At 38.2% G+C, this 17,407-nt stretch carries 14 protein-coding genes and 1 other RNA gene; 3 read left to right on the forward strand and 12 right to left on the reverse strand.

Features of this window, described 5'->3' with window-relative positions:
- Positions 1-111 precede the first annotated feature (111 nt).
- The 4 genes from A6755_RS15245 to A6755_RS15260 all read right to left on the reverse strand — a co-directional run bounded on the left by A6755_RS15245 (position 112) and on the right by A6755_RS15260 (position 4,686).
- Positions 112-1,059, reverse strand: a complete 948-nt coding sequence (locus tag A6755_RS15245; protein WP_063591186.1) for a DMT family transporter — start codon at positions 1,057-1,059, stop codon at positions 112-114.
- Positions 1,060-1,238: 179 nt separating this feature from the next.
- The gene (locus A6755_RS15250; protein WP_063591187.1) at positions 1,239-2,705 is read right to left on the reverse strand and encodes a sodium:solute symporter family protein; all 1,467 of its coding nucleotides are present in this window, start codon (positions 2,703-2,705) and stop codon (positions 1,239-1,241) included.
- A gap of 17 nt (positions 2,706-2,722) precedes the next feature.
- A complete protein-coding gene (locus tag A6755_RS15255) occupies positions 2,723-2,944 on the reverse strand; it encodes a DUF3311 domain-containing protein (protein WP_034312093.1) in 222 nt (73 codons plus the stop codon).
- A gap of 77 nt (positions 2,945-3,021) precedes the next feature.
- The gene (locus A6755_RS15260; protein ID WP_063591188.1) at positions 3,022-4,686 is read right to left on the reverse strand and encodes an amidohydrolase; all 1,665 of its coding nucleotides are present in this window, start codon (positions 4,684-4,686) and stop codon (positions 3,022-3,024) included.
- 482 nt (positions 4,687-5,168) lie between these two features.
- On the opposite strand from A6755_RS15260, the gene A6755_RS15265 reads away from it, so the two are divergent.
- A complete protein-coding gene (locus A6755_RS15265) occupies positions 5,169-5,495 on the forward strand; it encodes a YnfA family protein (RefSeq protein ID WP_063591189.1) in 327 nt (108 codons plus the stop codon).
- A gap of 281 nt (positions 5,496-5,776) precedes the next feature.
- On the opposite strand, the gene A6755_RS15270 is transcribed toward A6755_RS15265, so the two are convergent.
- The 5 genes from A6755_RS15270 to ssrS form a co-directional block, all read right to left on the reverse strand.
- Positions 5,777-7,027, reverse strand: a complete 1,251-nt coding sequence (locus A6755_RS15270; RefSeq protein WP_057277712.1) for an MFS transporter — start codon at positions 7,025-7,027, stop codon at positions 5,777-5,779.
- A gap of 121 nt (positions 7,028-7,148) precedes the next feature.
- On the reverse strand, positions 7,149-8,120 hold the full coding sequence (locus A6755_RS15275) for a glycoside hydrolase family 43 protein (RefSeq protein ID WP_063591190.1): 972 nt from the start codon (positions 8,118-8,120) through the stop codon (positions 7,149-7,151).
- 726 nt (positions 8,121-8,846) lie between these two features.
- Entirely contained in the window at positions 8,847-9,035 is a 189-nt protein-coding gene (locus tag A6755_RS15280; RefSeq protein WP_034312104.1) for a hypothetical protein, read from the reverse strand.
- A gap of 302 nt (positions 9,036-9,337) precedes the next feature.
- Positions 9,338-10,702 carry an MFS transporter gene (locus tag A6755_RS15285; RefSeq protein ID WP_063591191.1) on the reverse strand — a complete coding sequence of 455 codons (1,365 nt, stop codon included), beginning with the start codon at positions 10,700-10,702 and terminating at the stop codon, positions 9,338-9,340.
- 326 nt (positions 10,703-11,028) lie between these two features.
- Positions 11,029-11,216, reverse strand: a non-coding RNA gene (gene ssrS, locus A6755_RS15290) — 6S RNA.
- A gap of 360 nt (positions 11,217-11,576) precedes the next feature.
- Here ssrS and tatA point away from each other — a divergent pair.
- Complete coding sequence (gene tatA / locus A6755_RS15295) at positions 11,577-11,783, forward strand: twin-arginine translocase TatA/TatE family subunit (protein ID WP_034312109.1); 207 nt, start codon at positions 11,577-11,579, stop codon at positions 11,781-11,783.
- A 326-nt stretch (positions 11,784-12,109) separates the two neighbouring features.
- Here the strand turns inward: tatA and A6755_RS15300 are convergent, their stop codons facing one another.
- Both A6755_RS15300 and bcaP read right to left on the reverse strand, forming a co-directional pair.
- Complete coding sequence (locus A6755_RS15300; RefSeq protein WP_174878722.1) at positions 12,110-13,408, reverse strand: globin-coupled sensor protein; 1,299 nt, start codon at positions 13,406-13,408, stop codon at positions 12,110-12,112.
- Between the two features lie 416 nt (positions 13,409-13,824).
- Positions 13,825-15,237, reverse strand: coding sequence for a branched-chain amino acid transporter BcaP (gene bcaP / locus A6755_RS15305; protein ID WP_063591193.1), 1,413 nt, complete (start codon positions 15,235-15,237; stop codon positions 13,825-13,827).
- A gap of 504 nt (positions 15,238-15,741) precedes the next feature.
- On the opposite strand from bcaP, the gene A6755_RS15310 reads away from it, so the two are divergent.
- Positions 15,742-16,803 (forward strand): DUF3900 domain-containing protein, encoded by a 1,062-nt coding sequence (locus tag A6755_RS15310; RefSeq protein WP_053534947.1) that lies wholly within the window; start codon positions 15,742-15,744, stop codon positions 16,801-16,803.
- A gap of 340 nt (positions 16,804-17,143) precedes the next feature.
- Here the strand turns inward: A6755_RS15310 and A6755_RS27095 are convergent, their stop codons facing one another.
- Entirely contained in the window at positions 17,144-17,314 is a 171-nt protein-coding gene (locus tag A6755_RS27095; RefSeq protein WP_174878723.1) for a hypothetical protein, read from the reverse strand.
- Between the last annotated feature and the right edge of the window lie 93 nt (positions 17,315-17,407).

Raw genomic sequence — 17,407 nt, forward strand, 5'->3', positions numbered from 1 at the left:
CAAATCAACGTCCAAATTTATACAGGCCAAAAAAACTGTAGACAAACTCGATTTTCATCGAGTTTGTCTACAGTCGATAGGTCCATCCATATTGGGATGGACCTTTTTCATTTACAATTTCCCTTCATTATACTCAAGATTCACTTTTATTGAATGCTCTTTCTTCACGCCAAAATAATTGGTGCCTATTACACCTAAAATGATTAGTATTGAACCCAATATATCATAGATCGTAAGCTTTTCATTTAGAATGAGAGCTCCTGCCGCAATCGTGACAACAGTGGAAAGATTGGCAAACACACTCATTTGCGACGCTTTTATTTTTGATAAAATCGTATTGGATAATAATGAAGTGACCAATGAAGCCAATATTCCCAAATACAAAATGGAACTGATGAATTCCATGCTCGACCATGGTGTAAAGAATTCCGCCATCGTACCTTGTTTTAAATGGGTAACGAGTGCAGCTGCATTAAAAATGACAAAGCCTGTTCCCATCATGAAAAAGGACATTTCACCTGGTGTATGGTTCCTGGCAAGTGAACGGGTCATCGTTGTATAACAAGCAGTTGCAATACAGGATAGCAGGATCAATACCATCCCAAGCATGTCAGAAAAATTGATGCTGCTCCCTTTCATCACAAAAATAAAAATGACCCCAACTACCGACAAGACAATCGAAAGTTTTTGATATAAAGATGTTTTCTCCTTAAGGAAGTATCCAGCTATCATCAATGTTAGAATTGGAGTGACGGCTGACAGAATTCCAGCATCGGTGGATTGCGAATACTTAAGTCCGAAAGTTTGAAAGGCAAAGAAAAGAGTTGGGAATAATAGGGAAAGCGGTACGAGATTTTTAACCGACTCCCAAGAATAGTTCACCTTTATGACTTTTACGGCGACCAGGAATACAATGATGGCGAAAGAAATCGTGAACCGGAACGCCAAAGTATTAAGCGGATTCGATTCAGTAATCGCCATTTTCGTGAATAAAAAAGATAGGCCGACAATACTTGAATGAAATAGCGCTAACATGTATGCAAATGATCGGGATTTCATGGCTGCAACTCCTCAACTAGATTACTATATTCCTATTTAGGTATAGTACCCTTTGCATCTGTATTGCAACCTAAGTTAGAGGAAAAAAACTGGTCTTTTTCTGGATATTTAACGAATTTAAGCCTATTACAATAATGTATGGTTGAATTAAATCTGAATGCATCTTATCGTAAGAAATATTAATCGACAATGACAGAGTTTTTTGGATAGGTTTCTTCTAATTCAATACTATTGCAGGCAATTGGTTCTTCAAAAGCGGTCTGGGCTTTCTGTTTTCTTTTCAAATACATACTGATGGCATAAGCAACTGTGAAGTTTATCAATAAAGCAATTAAGCCTATATTAATATTCAAGAAATTCATCTGAGCAAGATGCATTCCTATGGCGAACAGATCCCCTGTAATGAGGCCCGCTGCAATACCTGCAGGTCTTATGGAGCGGAAAAAGAAAATCGATAATAATCCAGGCAGGAATTGCCCAAAACCATAATACGCTGTGTTGATCAAGTTCAGCATCAAGCTCGGCGCCAGCAATGTTAACCCCATCGAACACAACAGATAGAGAAGAACAATAATTTGGACCCATTTTCTTTGAGATTTTTCAGGAACATTACTTAGTAAATTCCTGGAAACTAAACCTCCAACCGCCAAACTAGTTACGGCAAGTACTAAAATGCCCGAGAGAGCTGCCCCAGCAGCCACTAAACCAACTGCCCAAGGGGGAAGGATGCTTGTCACTGTTGCCATGAAGGCATGGTTTGGATTGTCTAAATCAGGGATTGAAACAAGAGCAAAATATGAAGCTAGTATGAGAAAGGGATACATCAACATGTACAAGGGCATAAATCTTTGCGTTCGCTTAATCGTACCTTCTGACTTACTAGTGAATACGACAGCAACGATGATCGGCATGCAATAGAAGGCTAATGCTTGAAAAAATATAGTGGTCATGCTGAAAACGACATCTTCCGATTTATCTATCGTAACCATCGCTCCATGTTGCTTAGCCAAATTGAATAGGTTTGACACTCCGTTAATTTCTTTTATAACCACTAACCCGGTGATTATGATCGCTAGAAGCATGATTATATCTTTAAGGATAGAAATGAGTGCTGGAGCTTTCACACCTGATATCGATATATAAATAAAGGCTAAACACCCTGAAACAATGACTGACAGTGTCGGCGATAAATTAAACCCCAAGGCGTTAAGCGCAACGACAAGTCCCTCAAATTGCAGCTGTCCCCAAGGAATCATGAAGAGCAATGCGGAAATTGCCACTACCAGTTCCAATCCTCTATGGGAATAATGCCCTTTGAAAATATCCGGCAGTGTCATTGCCCCGTATTTTTTCCCGGCTCTCCACATTAAAGGGCCCATATAATATCCAATGGGGTAAGCAAGAAGTATATAACCTAGAAACCAGATGCCATATCCCGGACCTTTGGCGTATATTCCTCCTGGAAATCCAATCATTGTCCCTATACTATAAATTTCACCTACTGCGAGGAAGAATAGTAATATTCCACTGAATGATCGGCCCCCGACTAAATATTCCTCAACATCAACTTTCCCTTTACCACCCCGACTGTTCAATGCTATTCCAATTGATAAGAGTATAATAGATCCAAACACAATCGCCGCCATTATCCATTCCTCCTCATCTACCCCATCTTTTCATTTTTATATTGATGACGATCATAAATATGCCAAGATATACAAAGACAAAGGCTAGTTAGCGGAAACCATAAAAACACCCAAAAATAAAGGATAGGTATTCCCATTACACTGAAATCAAGTTTCGCAATAAAAGGGATGATACCAACAATGGCTATAAATGGAATGATCACACCTATGAATATACCAGCTAATTTTCGGCGGGACATAATTCTCCACCTTTCCTTTTATAAGGTTATTAATGATGCGTTCCTATCGCATAATTTCCTAAGTTTAACAACTTTTTTCAATATATTAAACTCCAATCCTTCTGGTATACAACCTGACCATTCACGATAGTGGCAAGAACTGGAATATCCTTAATTTCCAATGGGTCGACCTTCAATGGATCTTCTGAAAGAATAACGAAGTCCGCTCTCTTTCCGATTTCGATACTTCCGGTATTCTTTTCGTCAAAATTAAGTTCTGCCCCCCATATCGTCATTGAGCGCAGTGCACTCTCAACGTCTATCCTTTGTTCAGGCCCTAATACTTCCCCTCCCATCGTCATGCGATTAACTGCAGCCCAAACTGAAAATAACGGTGAGATAGGTGTTACTGGACAATCGGAATGCACAGTAAATAGCAAGTTATTTAGAAGTGCGTCTCTTAAGGGGTTTATACTGTTGGCTCTTTCAGGCCCAAGAAAAAGTTTTTTATGCCTGTCCCCCCAATAATAAACATGATTAATGAAAAATGAACCTGCTACGCCAAGCTTTTTCATTCGTTCTAAATCGGATTTAGTCACGGTTTGCAAATGTTCAATTCGGTGGCGGTGATCGATGCGTGGATTTTTTTTCAGTGCAAATTCATAAGCATCTAATATGGAGCCAATGGCCCTATCCCCGTTTCCATGCGTTGTTATGCGAAACCCCCTTTTGTTTAAATCAAGAATTTCTTCATTAAATTCATTTTGTTCGTGTAATAAGTCTCCGGAAACACCAGGATTACAATGGTATGGCTGCCGCAATGCCGCTGTTAATCCTTGAATTGACCCATCTTGAAACAACTTAGCACTATCAAGACGAGCACGACCGCAGGACTTTTCAATAATTTCCAGATTAAGTTCAGTAGCAGTATATTTTCCTAATTCATTTCCTTCCCGCAGGAGATTGTGCATGACCATTAAGCGCATTCGCAATGGATTTTTTCTTTCCGCGATTGCTTTAAGATGGGCTTCCAGTTCAACTATGCCCATATTCAACCCTACACCGGCGTCAGTATTTGTAGTGATCCCTGTTTCTAAGTAATCCTTCGAGCCCTCGCTTAATAATGAAACCAATAAATCCAAAGACGGTGCCGGAATCTTCTTTTCAACCATATTCATGGCAGGCAGCTCATATAAAATACCATTCAGTTGCCCTGAACCATCCCTGCCTAGATGTCCACCTGGAGGGTCCAAAACAGTTTCATCCATTCCTGCCATTTTAAGGGCTGCAGAATTAACCACTCCGAAGTGTGCGGATACATGCCTGATGAAAACGGGATGATCAGGTACAACTGCATCCAATTCAGCACGGGTTGGATGCCTTTTTTCTTTTAAAAGAGTATCATCATACCCAAAACCCAAAATCCAATTCTCTTTTTCAGTTTGTTTAGCCATGGAAAGAAGGCGGGCTTGTATATCTTCAATGGTTTGGTTTAGGGGCGAGCTACAGTTTGCTTGCTTTCGAAACTGGGAGTACATCAATAAATGGTTGTGGGTGTCGATAAAGCCCGGAAGCAATGTTGCGCCTTTTAAATCGATAACTTGTGTCCGGCTGTTATATTCAATGGACGTGCGAGGTGGTTCCGCTTCAGGCCAGATTCCGATGATGATTCCATTACTTACTGCTACAGAACCTCCAATGCGACTTTTTTCATCTAATGTCAAAACGTTTGCGTTCGTTATCAAGAGATCCACCTGAACCATAAAAATGCCTCCTTTAATGAGTTATTCAAAAATTAAAATAGTGATTAAGAAGTACTAACGTTTCTACACTATTAACATATTTACACGCAAAATTTTCTCTTGTCTCTTTCGAACAATAGTTTATTAACGTCATCGGAAATCAGTTGTATGTTTTACCAATCCTCTATACGTAATGACACTTCCGCTATTTATTTACCTCCTTCTATTAGATTGAAGTTGTTTTTATTGCCTTTACACCAACTCATCACAACGTCAGTACCACTTAATAGAGAATGATACACACAGCGTTTTAAAAAGTCAATAATAAGTCAGAATATTCAGCAATATTTTTCAACCTCATCATACTAAAACGAAATTAAATGAACAATCATATTCATGCATTAACGGTGATGCCCAGTTAATTTGCTAACAACACTGTAAAGTATGATCATTTACCGTTTCATCTATGATAAAATTTCAACGAGGAAGCAAGGTATACATATATGTTGGTTACTATTGTAATTTTCGTTATGGCTGGTCTGGCGGAAATTGGCGGCGGTTACCTTATTTGGCTTTGGTTAAGAGAAGGTAAATCCGTTTTTCTAGGTTTAGCCGGAGGTTTCGGGTTGGTGTTATACGGCATCATTGCAACATTTCAAACGTTCCCTACCTTTGGCCGTGTATATGCTGCATATGGCGGGGTATTCATTGTTCTTTCTGTTTTATGGGGGTGGGGCATCGATAAGAAAACCCCTGATTTATATGATTGGATTGGAGCTGTAATCTGTTTGATCGGTGTTTCAGTGATTATATGGGGCCCTAGACAGTAATAGAATTAAAGGGCATAAGACCCTTTAATCAGACTGTAGACAAACTCAAAGAAAAGCTGGAACGTTTTTTTATAAAAAAACGTTCCAGCTTTTCAGAAATCCGCTCCCATTCCGCCAACCGTCTGCCAAGTCTCATCAAAGCAAGCATCTTGGTGTCTCGGCTACCAAATTTTTCTTGCAGGAGTGTCGCAAAGTTCTTCAATTAAACATTTGAAAACGCATACAATTTATGATAATCTTTTTCATAAACTGGTTCCCAATTAGAATACAACTCATGTTTATTAGTTAGTTGCACTATAAAGGGGCGGTTTAATTTCGATTTGCATTTTTTTGTCATTTGATAGAGTAAAGTAAGAAATAAGGGTAACAAGTAAAACAACTGCGCTTAAGCAATAATATGTGTTTTGGAAACCCATGAATGAATACATACTACCCGCTACGGAAGAAAAAATAGTAATGGCACTCTGTTTCGCAAAATTAAATGCCAGTAAATAAATGGTTGCGCTTAGCCTAGTATCAAATACTCCTGTAATGTATTTAAAAATGGAAACTAAGAGTAAGGGCATTTCAAAAGCTGCAATCAACCTGAATATTGATAAGAGAACAGGGCCCGTAGCTATTGCACTTCCAAAAATACGAACGAAAGTTAATACACCGAAAAGAATCAGCCCATTTTTAGCGCCCATTTTATTTACGATCACAGGGGCAAAAATCATTAATATGGCTTCAAGTCCAACTTGAATGGAGACTAGCTTACTAAATATATCCGTTCCATATTCTTTAGAAGAAAAGAATTGTACATAATAGTTAGGAAACTGTTGATCGAACACATCATATATGGCGGCCGTGCCGATTATTAAGAATGAAAGGTACCAGAAGTTCTTTATTTTAAATATCGAAAGAACAGCTTTTTTACTAATTTCATTTCCTTTACCCTTCGAGCCTCCTGACTTGATATGGTCTTGACCTTCTATTTTAGCCATAAATAATAAGACAGCTAAAAAAACTGCAGCACCTGATGCAAACCAAAAAATTGAATTAGGGTTTTTTACAAACATTACTCCCCCAATCAATGAGGCCGTAGCCCCTGCTATAGATCCGAATAACCTTACCCTGCCATATTCAAAACCATTATTACGACTCACTCTTTCTATATAGGATTCAACAACCCCCACCCCGCCGTTGAATACTGCACTAAGGTATACACTTCCTATAATTGCTCCTATAACTATATTCGCTTTTAGTAATGGGGCATAAAGGAAGCTGAAGAAAGGCCCCATAAACATTAAAAGGATTACGACAACCCAAAATAAGTTTTTTTTGAATCCCAATTTATCTGAAATGATTCCTAAAAAAGGTTGATAACATAGTGCAATTAATGACATCGATGAAAAAACAATGCCTGTTTCACTTGGGTTAAGACCGGCAACATCTTCTAACCATAATGGGAGGAAACCAAGAACGATTGCCCAAATTATAAAGTAAAAATAAAATAGTCCTCCAAAATTCCAAAAGCCTTTAGAAACATTCATATAAGGTCCCCTTTACGTATTTATAAGACAAATTTAACCATGCTAAAATGCAAGCGATCTTTCCACGGCATTGCAGAAAGATTCCAAGCTGAATATTAATAATTCATCACTAGCTTTTACTTTAACTATTATTCACCGCATCCGGTAATGGAATCCCAAAGTTTGGAGAGCCATCCTGATTCCATTTAAATACTTGTGCCCGTGTATGACGATTGGGATCATACAAGGGGTCCCCTTCAATTTCGGTATAATTACGAGCATGGTAAATTAAAATATCCTCGCTCCCATCCTCTGAAACTGTAAAGCTATTATGACCTGGTCCATATTGTCCATTTTCCGGTGCACTTTGGAAAACAGGATTTGGAGATTTAGTCCAAGAAGCAGGGTTTAACAAATCACTATCTTCCTCAGCCGTAAGTAAACCCATGCAATAATTATGATCTGTTGCACTGCATGAATAAGTAATGAAAACCTTTCCATTTCTTTTAAGCATTGCCGGACCCTCATTTACATGGAAACCAATAGTCTCCCAAGGTAATTCAGGCTTTGAAAGCATTACCTGCGGCCCCTTAATTGTCCAAGGATTTTCCATTTCCGCAATATAAATATTGGAATTACCTTTAATGTTAAAATCCCTTTGAGCCCATACATAATATAAAATACCTTTATGTTCAAAAGCCGTAGCATCTAATGAAAAAGATTCCCATTCTGTCTTAACTTGTCCCTTATGAATCCATTCTCCCTTTAATGGATCGGGACTTTCATTCTCAAGTACAAACATTCGGTGGTCGAACGTTCCGTTTACTGGTTGGTCGGTTCTCGCCGCAGCGAAGTAGATGTACCATTTCCCCTTTATAAAATGAAGTTCTGGAGCCCAAATCAGTGAGCTTTGCGGTCCAGTCTCATTTTTTCTCCAGACAGTAATAGCCTCCGCTTTACCTATTCCTTGAATAGTTTTGGATCGCCTGATTTCAAGTCGGTCATATTCTGGTACGGATGCAACAAAATAATAATAGTTATCCGAATGCTTATATACCCAAGGATCTGCTCTTTGTTCAACAATTGGGTTCTTATAAGTTTGCATTGTATTCATATTTTAGTCTCCTTTTTGTTTACGTCTACTCTTTGAACCTTGTTGCAATTATCTATTTCGATAACGATATCTGAAATTTTTTCAGACGGTTGAGATCCCCCCTATTGGATATATTTAATATTTTTTGCTCCGCACGATAAATCTTAATGATAAATAAATCGATAATTAATACGGACTAATTTTTTAAAAGTGTAAATATTCTAAATATTCATCCGTACAAATAAATAATAATTTGTCTTTTTAAAGATGTCAACGCTTTCTTTTGTTATTATTTTGAAATTTAGATGAATATATCGCATAATTTATACGTACATCTTTTAAAATTCATTTGAACCTTGATTCGTTAGATTGAAAGGTGAATGGTGACACTGAGAAAAACCATTTCTATATCGAAACCTTTATGTTAACTATCTTGTCTATAATTCAAGCAATTATAAAACCACTTGAGGCTAGAAATCACTTTCCTCTTATTGACAAGTTTGCTGACAATCGATACATGCAATTTTCCCCCTCCGAATACCCTGGTCAAAATTATTAAACTAAGGATAGCCCAATTAGTTGATGCGCTTAAAAAGGCCCTCTTTTCAAAAGAGGGCTCAGTTTGTATGTTCCAATCAACGTTCAAATTGTACAAGCCATAAAAAAACTGTAGCCAAATCGATTTTCATCGAGTTTGACTACAGTCTGAGCCCTCTTATCAAAAGAGGGCTTTTACCTAATATAGTTTTAAGCTTCCAAGGCATCTTTACGCTTTCTTTTCCTTGATTCTGTTATTAGATCATAACCAAGATAAAGGATGATGGCTCCGCCTAACAATTTAACATATAACGGAATGTCTGCTACAAAGAAATAAATCATAGAGAATAATGTCCCTATAATGCATAACCAAAAAATTACATGTTTTAAAATTTTCAAAGTATTGACTCCTCACAAAAGATGAGATTAATTTCTAGTTCGCTCCGCTTCAAGGGAGAATTAATTATCCGTACCATCATTCTAACATTTATTCTTTAAAGTAAGAGTGACTCATATTGCGAAATTATGAACATTTAAGCAACTTTTCTCAAAAGTAGGTCACGCCAAACAATTTCTGGAAAACCTTTACGTTATTTCTTGTCAATTTTCCATTTCATTTATGGCAAAAAAGACTAAAAAAACAAATAGGCATGAAATGACAGCATGGGTATACAAGCACTGCATTTCATGCATGTAGTTCACTAGACTTTCATTTTATTGGCTTCTACGCCCATTTCTTCAGTTGGTTCCGAGTGATCATGTTTATAATAAGCCATTTTCACTGGAACGAATGATAAGGCAACTGCAGCAATGAGGCCCGGAATGGCGAAGGCGATGAAATTCAATTGGATGGGCAGCGAGATGGATAATAAAAATCCGCCGAGTATGGGCCCGAGCATACCGCCAATCCTTCCGATACCAGATGCCACCCCTAGTGCAGTCGATCTAATATTCGGCGGATAGTACTGGGAAACATAGGCTTGTACAAGGTTTTGGGCACCAATGGTACAGGCTCCTGCAATCGCTACCAATGTGTAAATCACAAATGAGCTTCCGCCCATTCCCAATAGCGTCAAACTTACAGCACCAAGCGCATACATCGGCACAAGCATTTTCTTGGAACCATAACGATCACAAAGTTTAGCGATGATAAGCGTGCCTACGATAGCACCGCCTTGAAGGACGATCAAGAAACCTAAGCTTGAATTCAACGCATACCCTGCCTCGATCATTAGCTTTGGAAGCCATGTATTCAATCCATATACCATCAATAAGCACATGAAAAAGGCGATCCAGAACATCAATGTGCTAAGAGTACGGGAATCCTTAAACAATCCAACAATCGGCATATTGGCTTCTGTTTTTTTCACTTCCACAAGTTCGTCCTTGATGTCGAATTCACTTTCCGGACTTACCTTGGATAATATTCTGATCAGTTCTTCCTTTTTGTTGACTCTGATCAGATGGGTCGAAGCCTCTGGTAATCGTTTCATCATGAAGGGTAAAAACAACAATGGTATTCCGGCAAACCAGAATATTGATTCCCAACCCAGTGTCGGCATAACCAGGATGCCCAGTATCGGCGCAAGCATCCCTCCGAATGAGTAACCGCACAAAACGATTGAAACGACCATGCTCCGCATCGTTTTCGGTGCATAATCCGTCAATAAGGCAATGACGTTCGGCATGATGCCCCCAAGCCCTAATCCCGCCAGGAACCGGAAAGTCGAAAACATCGTAGGCGTATCCGCAAATCCACATAAAAGCGTAAATAAACTAAATAAAATAAGTGTAATCGCGATTACGTTTTTCCTGCCAATCCGATCTGCTAATGTACCAAAGAAGATGGCCCCGAACAACATTCCAAATAGACCGTAGCTGCCCATGGCCCCAGCTTCCACGGAAGTAAGGTTCCATTCCTCTGTCAATAACGGGACGACTGTTCCGTAAACGACAAGGTCATAGCCGTCAAAAAGGATAATGATAAAACACCATGCCAGCAACCCTAAATGAAACCGGTTAAATTTACTGTTGCTAATTACCTCGGTCGTATTAATTTTAGCCATAAAATCTTTCTCCTCTCTAGGTGACTGCAATAATTCCATCCAAATGATAGCGCTTACGTAATCATTCAAAAAATATTCGACTCACATATTTTTATACAAATAGTGAACTGAGTTATCTAATTGTTATTATAAATGCTAATTATCTGATATTTCAATATAAACTTTCACATATTATTCATAATTCTTGAAGCCTTCACATAACCCGGTTACTAACATGGTATCCGCAATTTCTGGATATCATCTTTTTTTATACGGATCTTCAACGTTCCAAACCATAAAACAACAAAAAACCAGTCCCTTATCGGACTGGTTTCTAATTATTAAAGTAGTAAGCCGCTATTGCCGTATTCAAGTAAGAAAGTTTTAAACCACCACTCCTCAAAGTGGGTGTTTGCAGAAGCAATCCTGTTGTCCAAGTCAGTGACGAGGCATAACATTCCTGTTTCAATATAAAACTCCCTATTACAGCTTAAAGGTTAAAACTTAATTATCATTACGAACAACGCAGCTTGTATAGTTATAATACCGAAATATCTTCAAACTTGCAAGTTTAATCATTCCCATGCAACAAAAAAATTTCATGCCGGACATTAAGCTGGTCCAGCCAATTAGTTTCATGCCCAAAACGTCAAATGGCACTCTGATTACACTATCCGTCCCCCACTTTCATTGATATCTTTTTAGGGAATATCATACTTGGGTAAGTAAATATTTTAAGATAGAATGTGCAAGATAAAATGGAGACGGAATTGAAAGCGTTTGTCTTCCAAAGATCATCGGATGTTCAACACTATAATATATTCTAAATACCATTTGCAAATACATGGAAGGAGTCTATAATATTAACTAATAGACTTGATTGGAGTGACTGATTATGCTATCAAACATTGGTTTTCCCGGTTTAATTTTAATCCTTCTTTTAGCTTTAATTGTTTTTGGACCGAACAAGCTGCCTCAAATCGGACGGGCAGTCGGCACCTCACTTAGGGAATTTAAAGATGCAACCAAGGGAATAACAGAAGAAATACAAGAGGAATTCAAAGATGACGTACAAGCTGCAAAAAAAGAAACGATAAAATGAAAAAGACGCCTGCACGCAGCAGGCGTCTTTGATGCGTTTGTGGCGCAGAACCGTCAGGCCACATCCCGACGTTTAGCTAAAAGCTTGTTCTTCGACTTACACAAATTAGCTCATCGCTTTATTAATATAACATTAAACTTATATTTTATCAAGTGATTTATTGAACAGCCTGTTAAAGGCATCCATTGGGAAGTGATTTAAATCCCTATTTATAGTATGTTCATATTCTATAGACCGCTTTGGGGGTTTTTAGATATATTCTATCGAGTTGTTTATTAAAATACAAATGAGCCCATAGAGCTGTTCTGCAAAACCGTTCAACTTCATTACAAGTTCATTGTCAATTGAGTCAATTGATCCGAGGAAACGGCCACTTGATTGAACGCTTCATTAATTTCATCGAATATTTCATTCAGCTCTGTCATTTCCTTGGTGATCTTAATATTCTGCTCTTTCACAGAAAGCATGGCCTTTGCTATATCAGTAAAAAATATGCCCGTTTCTTTTCCTTGTTTCGTGCCTTTAGTGATTTCCCCGCTAACCATGGAAATTGAGGTGTTCATGACGTTGGTAAAATAAGCGATTCCATTAACCAATTTCACTACTTCAGATACCGAGTCCTTGGTATTTTCCGATAGCTTCCTTACCTCACCAGCCACAACCGCAAATCCTTTACCATTTTCACCAGCTCTTGCCGCTTCGATCGCTGCGTTCAACGCCAACAAATTCGTTTGCTCGGCAATTGAGGTGATGATCGTGACAATTCGTTCAATTTCCTTTGAAGTATTGGAAAGCTGCTCCATATCTTTTGAAATGATCGTCATTTGCTCCTGCGTTTTCACCAATCTTTTCTCTAATCCCTGTAACAGTTCGACTCCCTCATTTGACTTTCCCTCTGCATGTATGGCAATCTCGGACCCCTTTTGGGTGAAATCATGAATTTCCCCTACCTTATTTGCCATTAATTGAGTTGCTGAACTGGTCTCTTGACTGATTGCTGCCAATTCCTCTGCATTATGATTGACCTGTAGTTTCATCGTACCTTTTTCTGCTAAGTCTTTTTGGCGAATCTTCTCATTTTCAAGTTCATATGCTTCTAAAACTATTTGCTGCTCTAAATTAAAAATTTTAGTGACAGCCAGAATGTTATCTTGATATTGCTCAATATTTTTTATGTTGGAAATCACATGAACGATCAATGATTGCAATAAATCCTGAAATGCACTCATATACCATTTTGGCTGAAGTCCAATTCGCACATGTACTTGTGCAATAATATAACGTTGTTTAATATACGCGTCATCGATGGTTCCGCTAAACATTTCGAACATATGACGATGCAGTGTCTTTTTCAACCTATCAACAGAACCATTGTCCTTAATGATTTTCATTAAAGAGGGTTCATTTTCTAGATTTTTATAAAAGTTCCCTACAATTTGTGTCAAATGTCCCTTCACTTGTTCCTGTAAAGAACGAATTATGCACAAATCCTCGATGCTCAAATGAATCATTTCCACTTGATTCAATACGCTCGGATATTCCTTGATATTGATACTGACGTGTTCTTTATATTGAGTATAGTCTATAGAATCTATCTTTTGTTTATTTCTCCATATTCTTTTCATGATTGTATTGCCCCCCATTTTTTAACCCATATATACTATTTCGACATAAAGTCTGTTAATCTTAATTCACTTTGAGAAATTTTCTTCTTTCACGCAATACTTATGAACTATTTATGTCCAAACAAAAAAGACACTCCAGAGAGTGTCTCAGACCGTATACTTTTTTTGAGAGAGTGTAGAATATGAACGTTGATTTCCACTTCAGGCACTCGCTTTCCGCGGGCGGTCCGCCCTCGGCGCTCTTGGCGCCTGTGGGGTTTCAATTGGACGCTCTTTTCCCGCAGGAGTCTCGTACCTTCCGTTCCAATCAACTGGAATATATTTTTAAGAAAAAACTGTAGGCTGGACTCAATTCGAACACTTGAATAAGCTCGCGCCTTTAGTCGTCAAACTGAAACGCTCAAAAAGTGTCTTTTTCAATGATCATTTTCCTGCTGGTTAAGATTGGAATGCTTACGGGAATAAGCGAAGTAAATGACTACTCCGATAGCCATCCAGATTAAAAACCTTATCCATGTATGACTCCCTAGCTGAATCATCAAGAATACACAAAAAACGATTGCCAGGCCAGGAACGAGCGGTACTGCCGGACAATAAAAAGCTCGTTTCATATCCGGTCTTGTTTTACGTAAAACGATGACCGCTACGGAAATCATCGTAAAAGCAGTCAATGTTCCAATGTTGACCAACTCTGCCAATTCACCAAGAGGTATGAATGCTCCCAATAAGGCCGCTATCATACCAAATATCCATGAAGCTGCATAAGGTGTTTTATATTTTTTATGAAGTTTTGATAAGGATTTTGGCATCAGCCCATCACGTGACATCGCAAACATAATTCGCGTTTGGCCATACAACATTACCAAAATCACCGTTGTCATCCCGAGGAAGGCACCTAGATCGATGATTCCTGCAATCCAATTTTGTCCTGCGCTTTGCAATACCAAAGAGATCGGATGGTCAAGAGCCTGGCTGAATTGTGCATACGGTACTACACCAGTCATGATCAAACTTACCGCCATATAAAGCACTACACAAATGACTAATGAACCGAGAATTCCCCGTGGTAAATTCCTACCTGGATTTCTTGTTTCTTCAGCCGCAGATGCAACTGCATCAAAGCCGATGAAGGCAAAGAACATTAAGGCGGCAGTTGAAAATACCCCATCGATTCCAAATGGCATGAAAGGCTGCCAGTTTTCCGGTTTCACATAATATATAGAAGAAACGATGAACAACAACACTACCAACACTTTAATAACGACCATTATATTATTGATTCTAGTCGTTTGTTTCGTACCTATGGAAATCAAAAAGGTAATCGCCATGACGATCAAAAAGGCTGGTAAGTTCATATAAGTCGTGACACCTTCGACCGAACCCGGTGCTGCCGTCAATTTCTCCGGAAAGTTAATTCCGAATCCACTTAGAAATGATTGGAAATAGCCCGACCACCCGGCCGATACGGCACTGACAGCCAATAAGTATTCAAGGATTAAATCCCAGCCGATTATCCAAGCGGCGAATTCACCTAAAGTTGCATAAGCATACGTATAAGTCGAACCGGATACCGGCACGGAAGCTGCAAATTCTGCATAAGAAAGTGCAGCGAATAAACAGGCAAGCCCAGCAATGACGAAAGATAATGAAAGTGCAGGACCAGCATTCACTGCACCAGTACCTGTTAATACAAATATGCCTGTCCCAATAATCGCTCCGATTCCTAGCATCGTTAAATCCCAAGCCCCTAGTTCCCGTTTCAATCCCTTACCGCCGGAACCTGCGTTTTTCAACAAGTCCTCAATGGACTTCTTCCTAAAAATACTCATGTTTTTTCCTCCGTAAATTTTATAAACTATTCTGAAAACTACAGACAAATAAATTCACTTACCATTTATATCGAAGAAATTTCGACAAATTTCTACAATTCCTGAATTATCTGACTTTCAAATTATACGTATTACCCCTTCCTTCGTCAATGATTTATTATTGTAAAATTCCGTTTTTTGAATTTTATTTGGAAGGGAATCCTTAATATTCAACAGGAATATCAATATTTAACAAATAAGGATGAACAATTCATTATTTTAATATCAATAAAGTAAGCTATTAGAGTATTTCGATTAATTTTTTCTTGTAAAAGTTCTAATATTTTTAATCCAATATAGAATCATTCGTTATTTTTGTATATGTATTATTATGAAATAATACTCCAATATTATTCTGATCATTCATGCACCAATAGTTTGACGGAATCAAAGTACATCACTATACTTATTAAGTCTTAAAAAAAGTACGGGAATTATGCTTAATAATTGAAGAAGGTGACATTCATGGATTTTGCAATTACCTATCTGTCTTTTTATTTGATCCAAGTCGAAGGAAAAGGCGATCAGGCTGATAAGCGCTTTAAACATTTCCAAACTCTTGATACAGAAGAATACGAAGAAAGTCCTCTAAAGGATTTTTTGGATGGGGAATTGATGAAGATTTCCAAACGGAAAGTCGACCGTCATCCAAAAACTGAACAAATACCGACCAAAATTGGATCTTTTATTGTCGAAGAAGGACATGCACTTGATTCCAACCCTAATTACAATGTATTTAACCGTGTTCGATATGCAAAAACAAAACAGGAGTTCCAAGAGGAAAATGAACAATTCACGCGGTCTTATATTGATACAAGTGCCGTCCGTGGCGGTGTCTTCATAATCGCATCGGCAAAATTAACGAAATATCTTGATGAACCATTCGTTTTCTTATTAAAATGTGATTTCGAGCCGAAGGTTGCTTCCATTTCGGATGAACGGACCTTGATTAGGCACGTTGAAATGGCAATCACCACTAAAAATATGAAGTCCATCCAATACCCATACATGCCCGAAGAAGGAATGGTCGAAGAAGGCGAGCTGAAAATCCATCAGGCCTCACATGCCCGTTACTTCGAGGACTTCTTGAAGTTCGTCGAATATGGCGAATCGATGCCGGAAATCATGAAAAACCAGGTCATCCACATGGTCCATGAACATGTATCCGCACAATTCGAAGAAAACAGTGACGAACTGCAAAAATTCGAACAGGACCTGGAAATCTGGGAAACCAGTGAAAAGCGGGAAATTCAAGAACGCCTTGAAACGCACCAAGTCGTCGAAGCCACAGCCCAGATTGTCGAGCATACACCTGAAGCCGAAATGCGAATGAAGCTTGGCAGTACATCCGTCAAAGGACTATTAGCCGATTTTGGCGAAAGCATTCATTTAGGAAAGATTAATGGGAAGTATGTATTGATGATAGAATCCAATACAATAGAGTTCGATAAAGGCGTTTCGCCGATTGAATTTCATAAGCCGGATGATTTGCAAATACTAATCGAAAAAATCATAAATAAAAGTTGATAAATAGTTCGAGTTTTGTGAGCAAAAATGTGAGCAGTATGTGATCAATTTTAGACCTTAAAATACTATTAATACTCTTAAATCTAACTACTAACTTTTGTTAGTAGTTTCTCCAGTTTGTTTATTTTTTCTAAGTCCTATTTTCAATTAAGAAGTTAAATATATTTTTAAGAAATGCATGCTTATCATGAGCCTAAGTAAATACTGCTACTTAGGCTCTTTTCTTATAGAACTTGTTTTCATACAACTTCACGTTCTGGTATTCCAAAGTTACAAATCCCCCCTTGCCTGCCAAGTTCAGGAAGATTCTTTTGCATTTTCTCATAATATGTTAGCTTCCTCATTGTAGCGAATAACACTTCCACCGTGACTTTTGCAGCTTCTTTATTACCTTTCCTATCGTATTTATCAAGTGCTTCTTTAACTCGGTAATCTCTAACTCAGTGGCTGTGATAATTTCTTGGAAGACATCATTGGCGAGAGTAATGGAAGGAAGATATCTGTTATTCATTAGTTGATCACCCTGTATTCACAGATGTAGTCAACTGGAGTTTTAATATCCAGAGCATTAGATATATCTATAGAAGATTTATTTGAAATTGAA

It is taken from the genome of Peribacillus frigoritolerans (assembly GCF_001636405.1).
Taxonomy (GTDB): Bacteria; Bacillota; Bacilli; order Bacillales; family DSM-1321; genus Peribacillus; species Peribacillus frigoritolerans.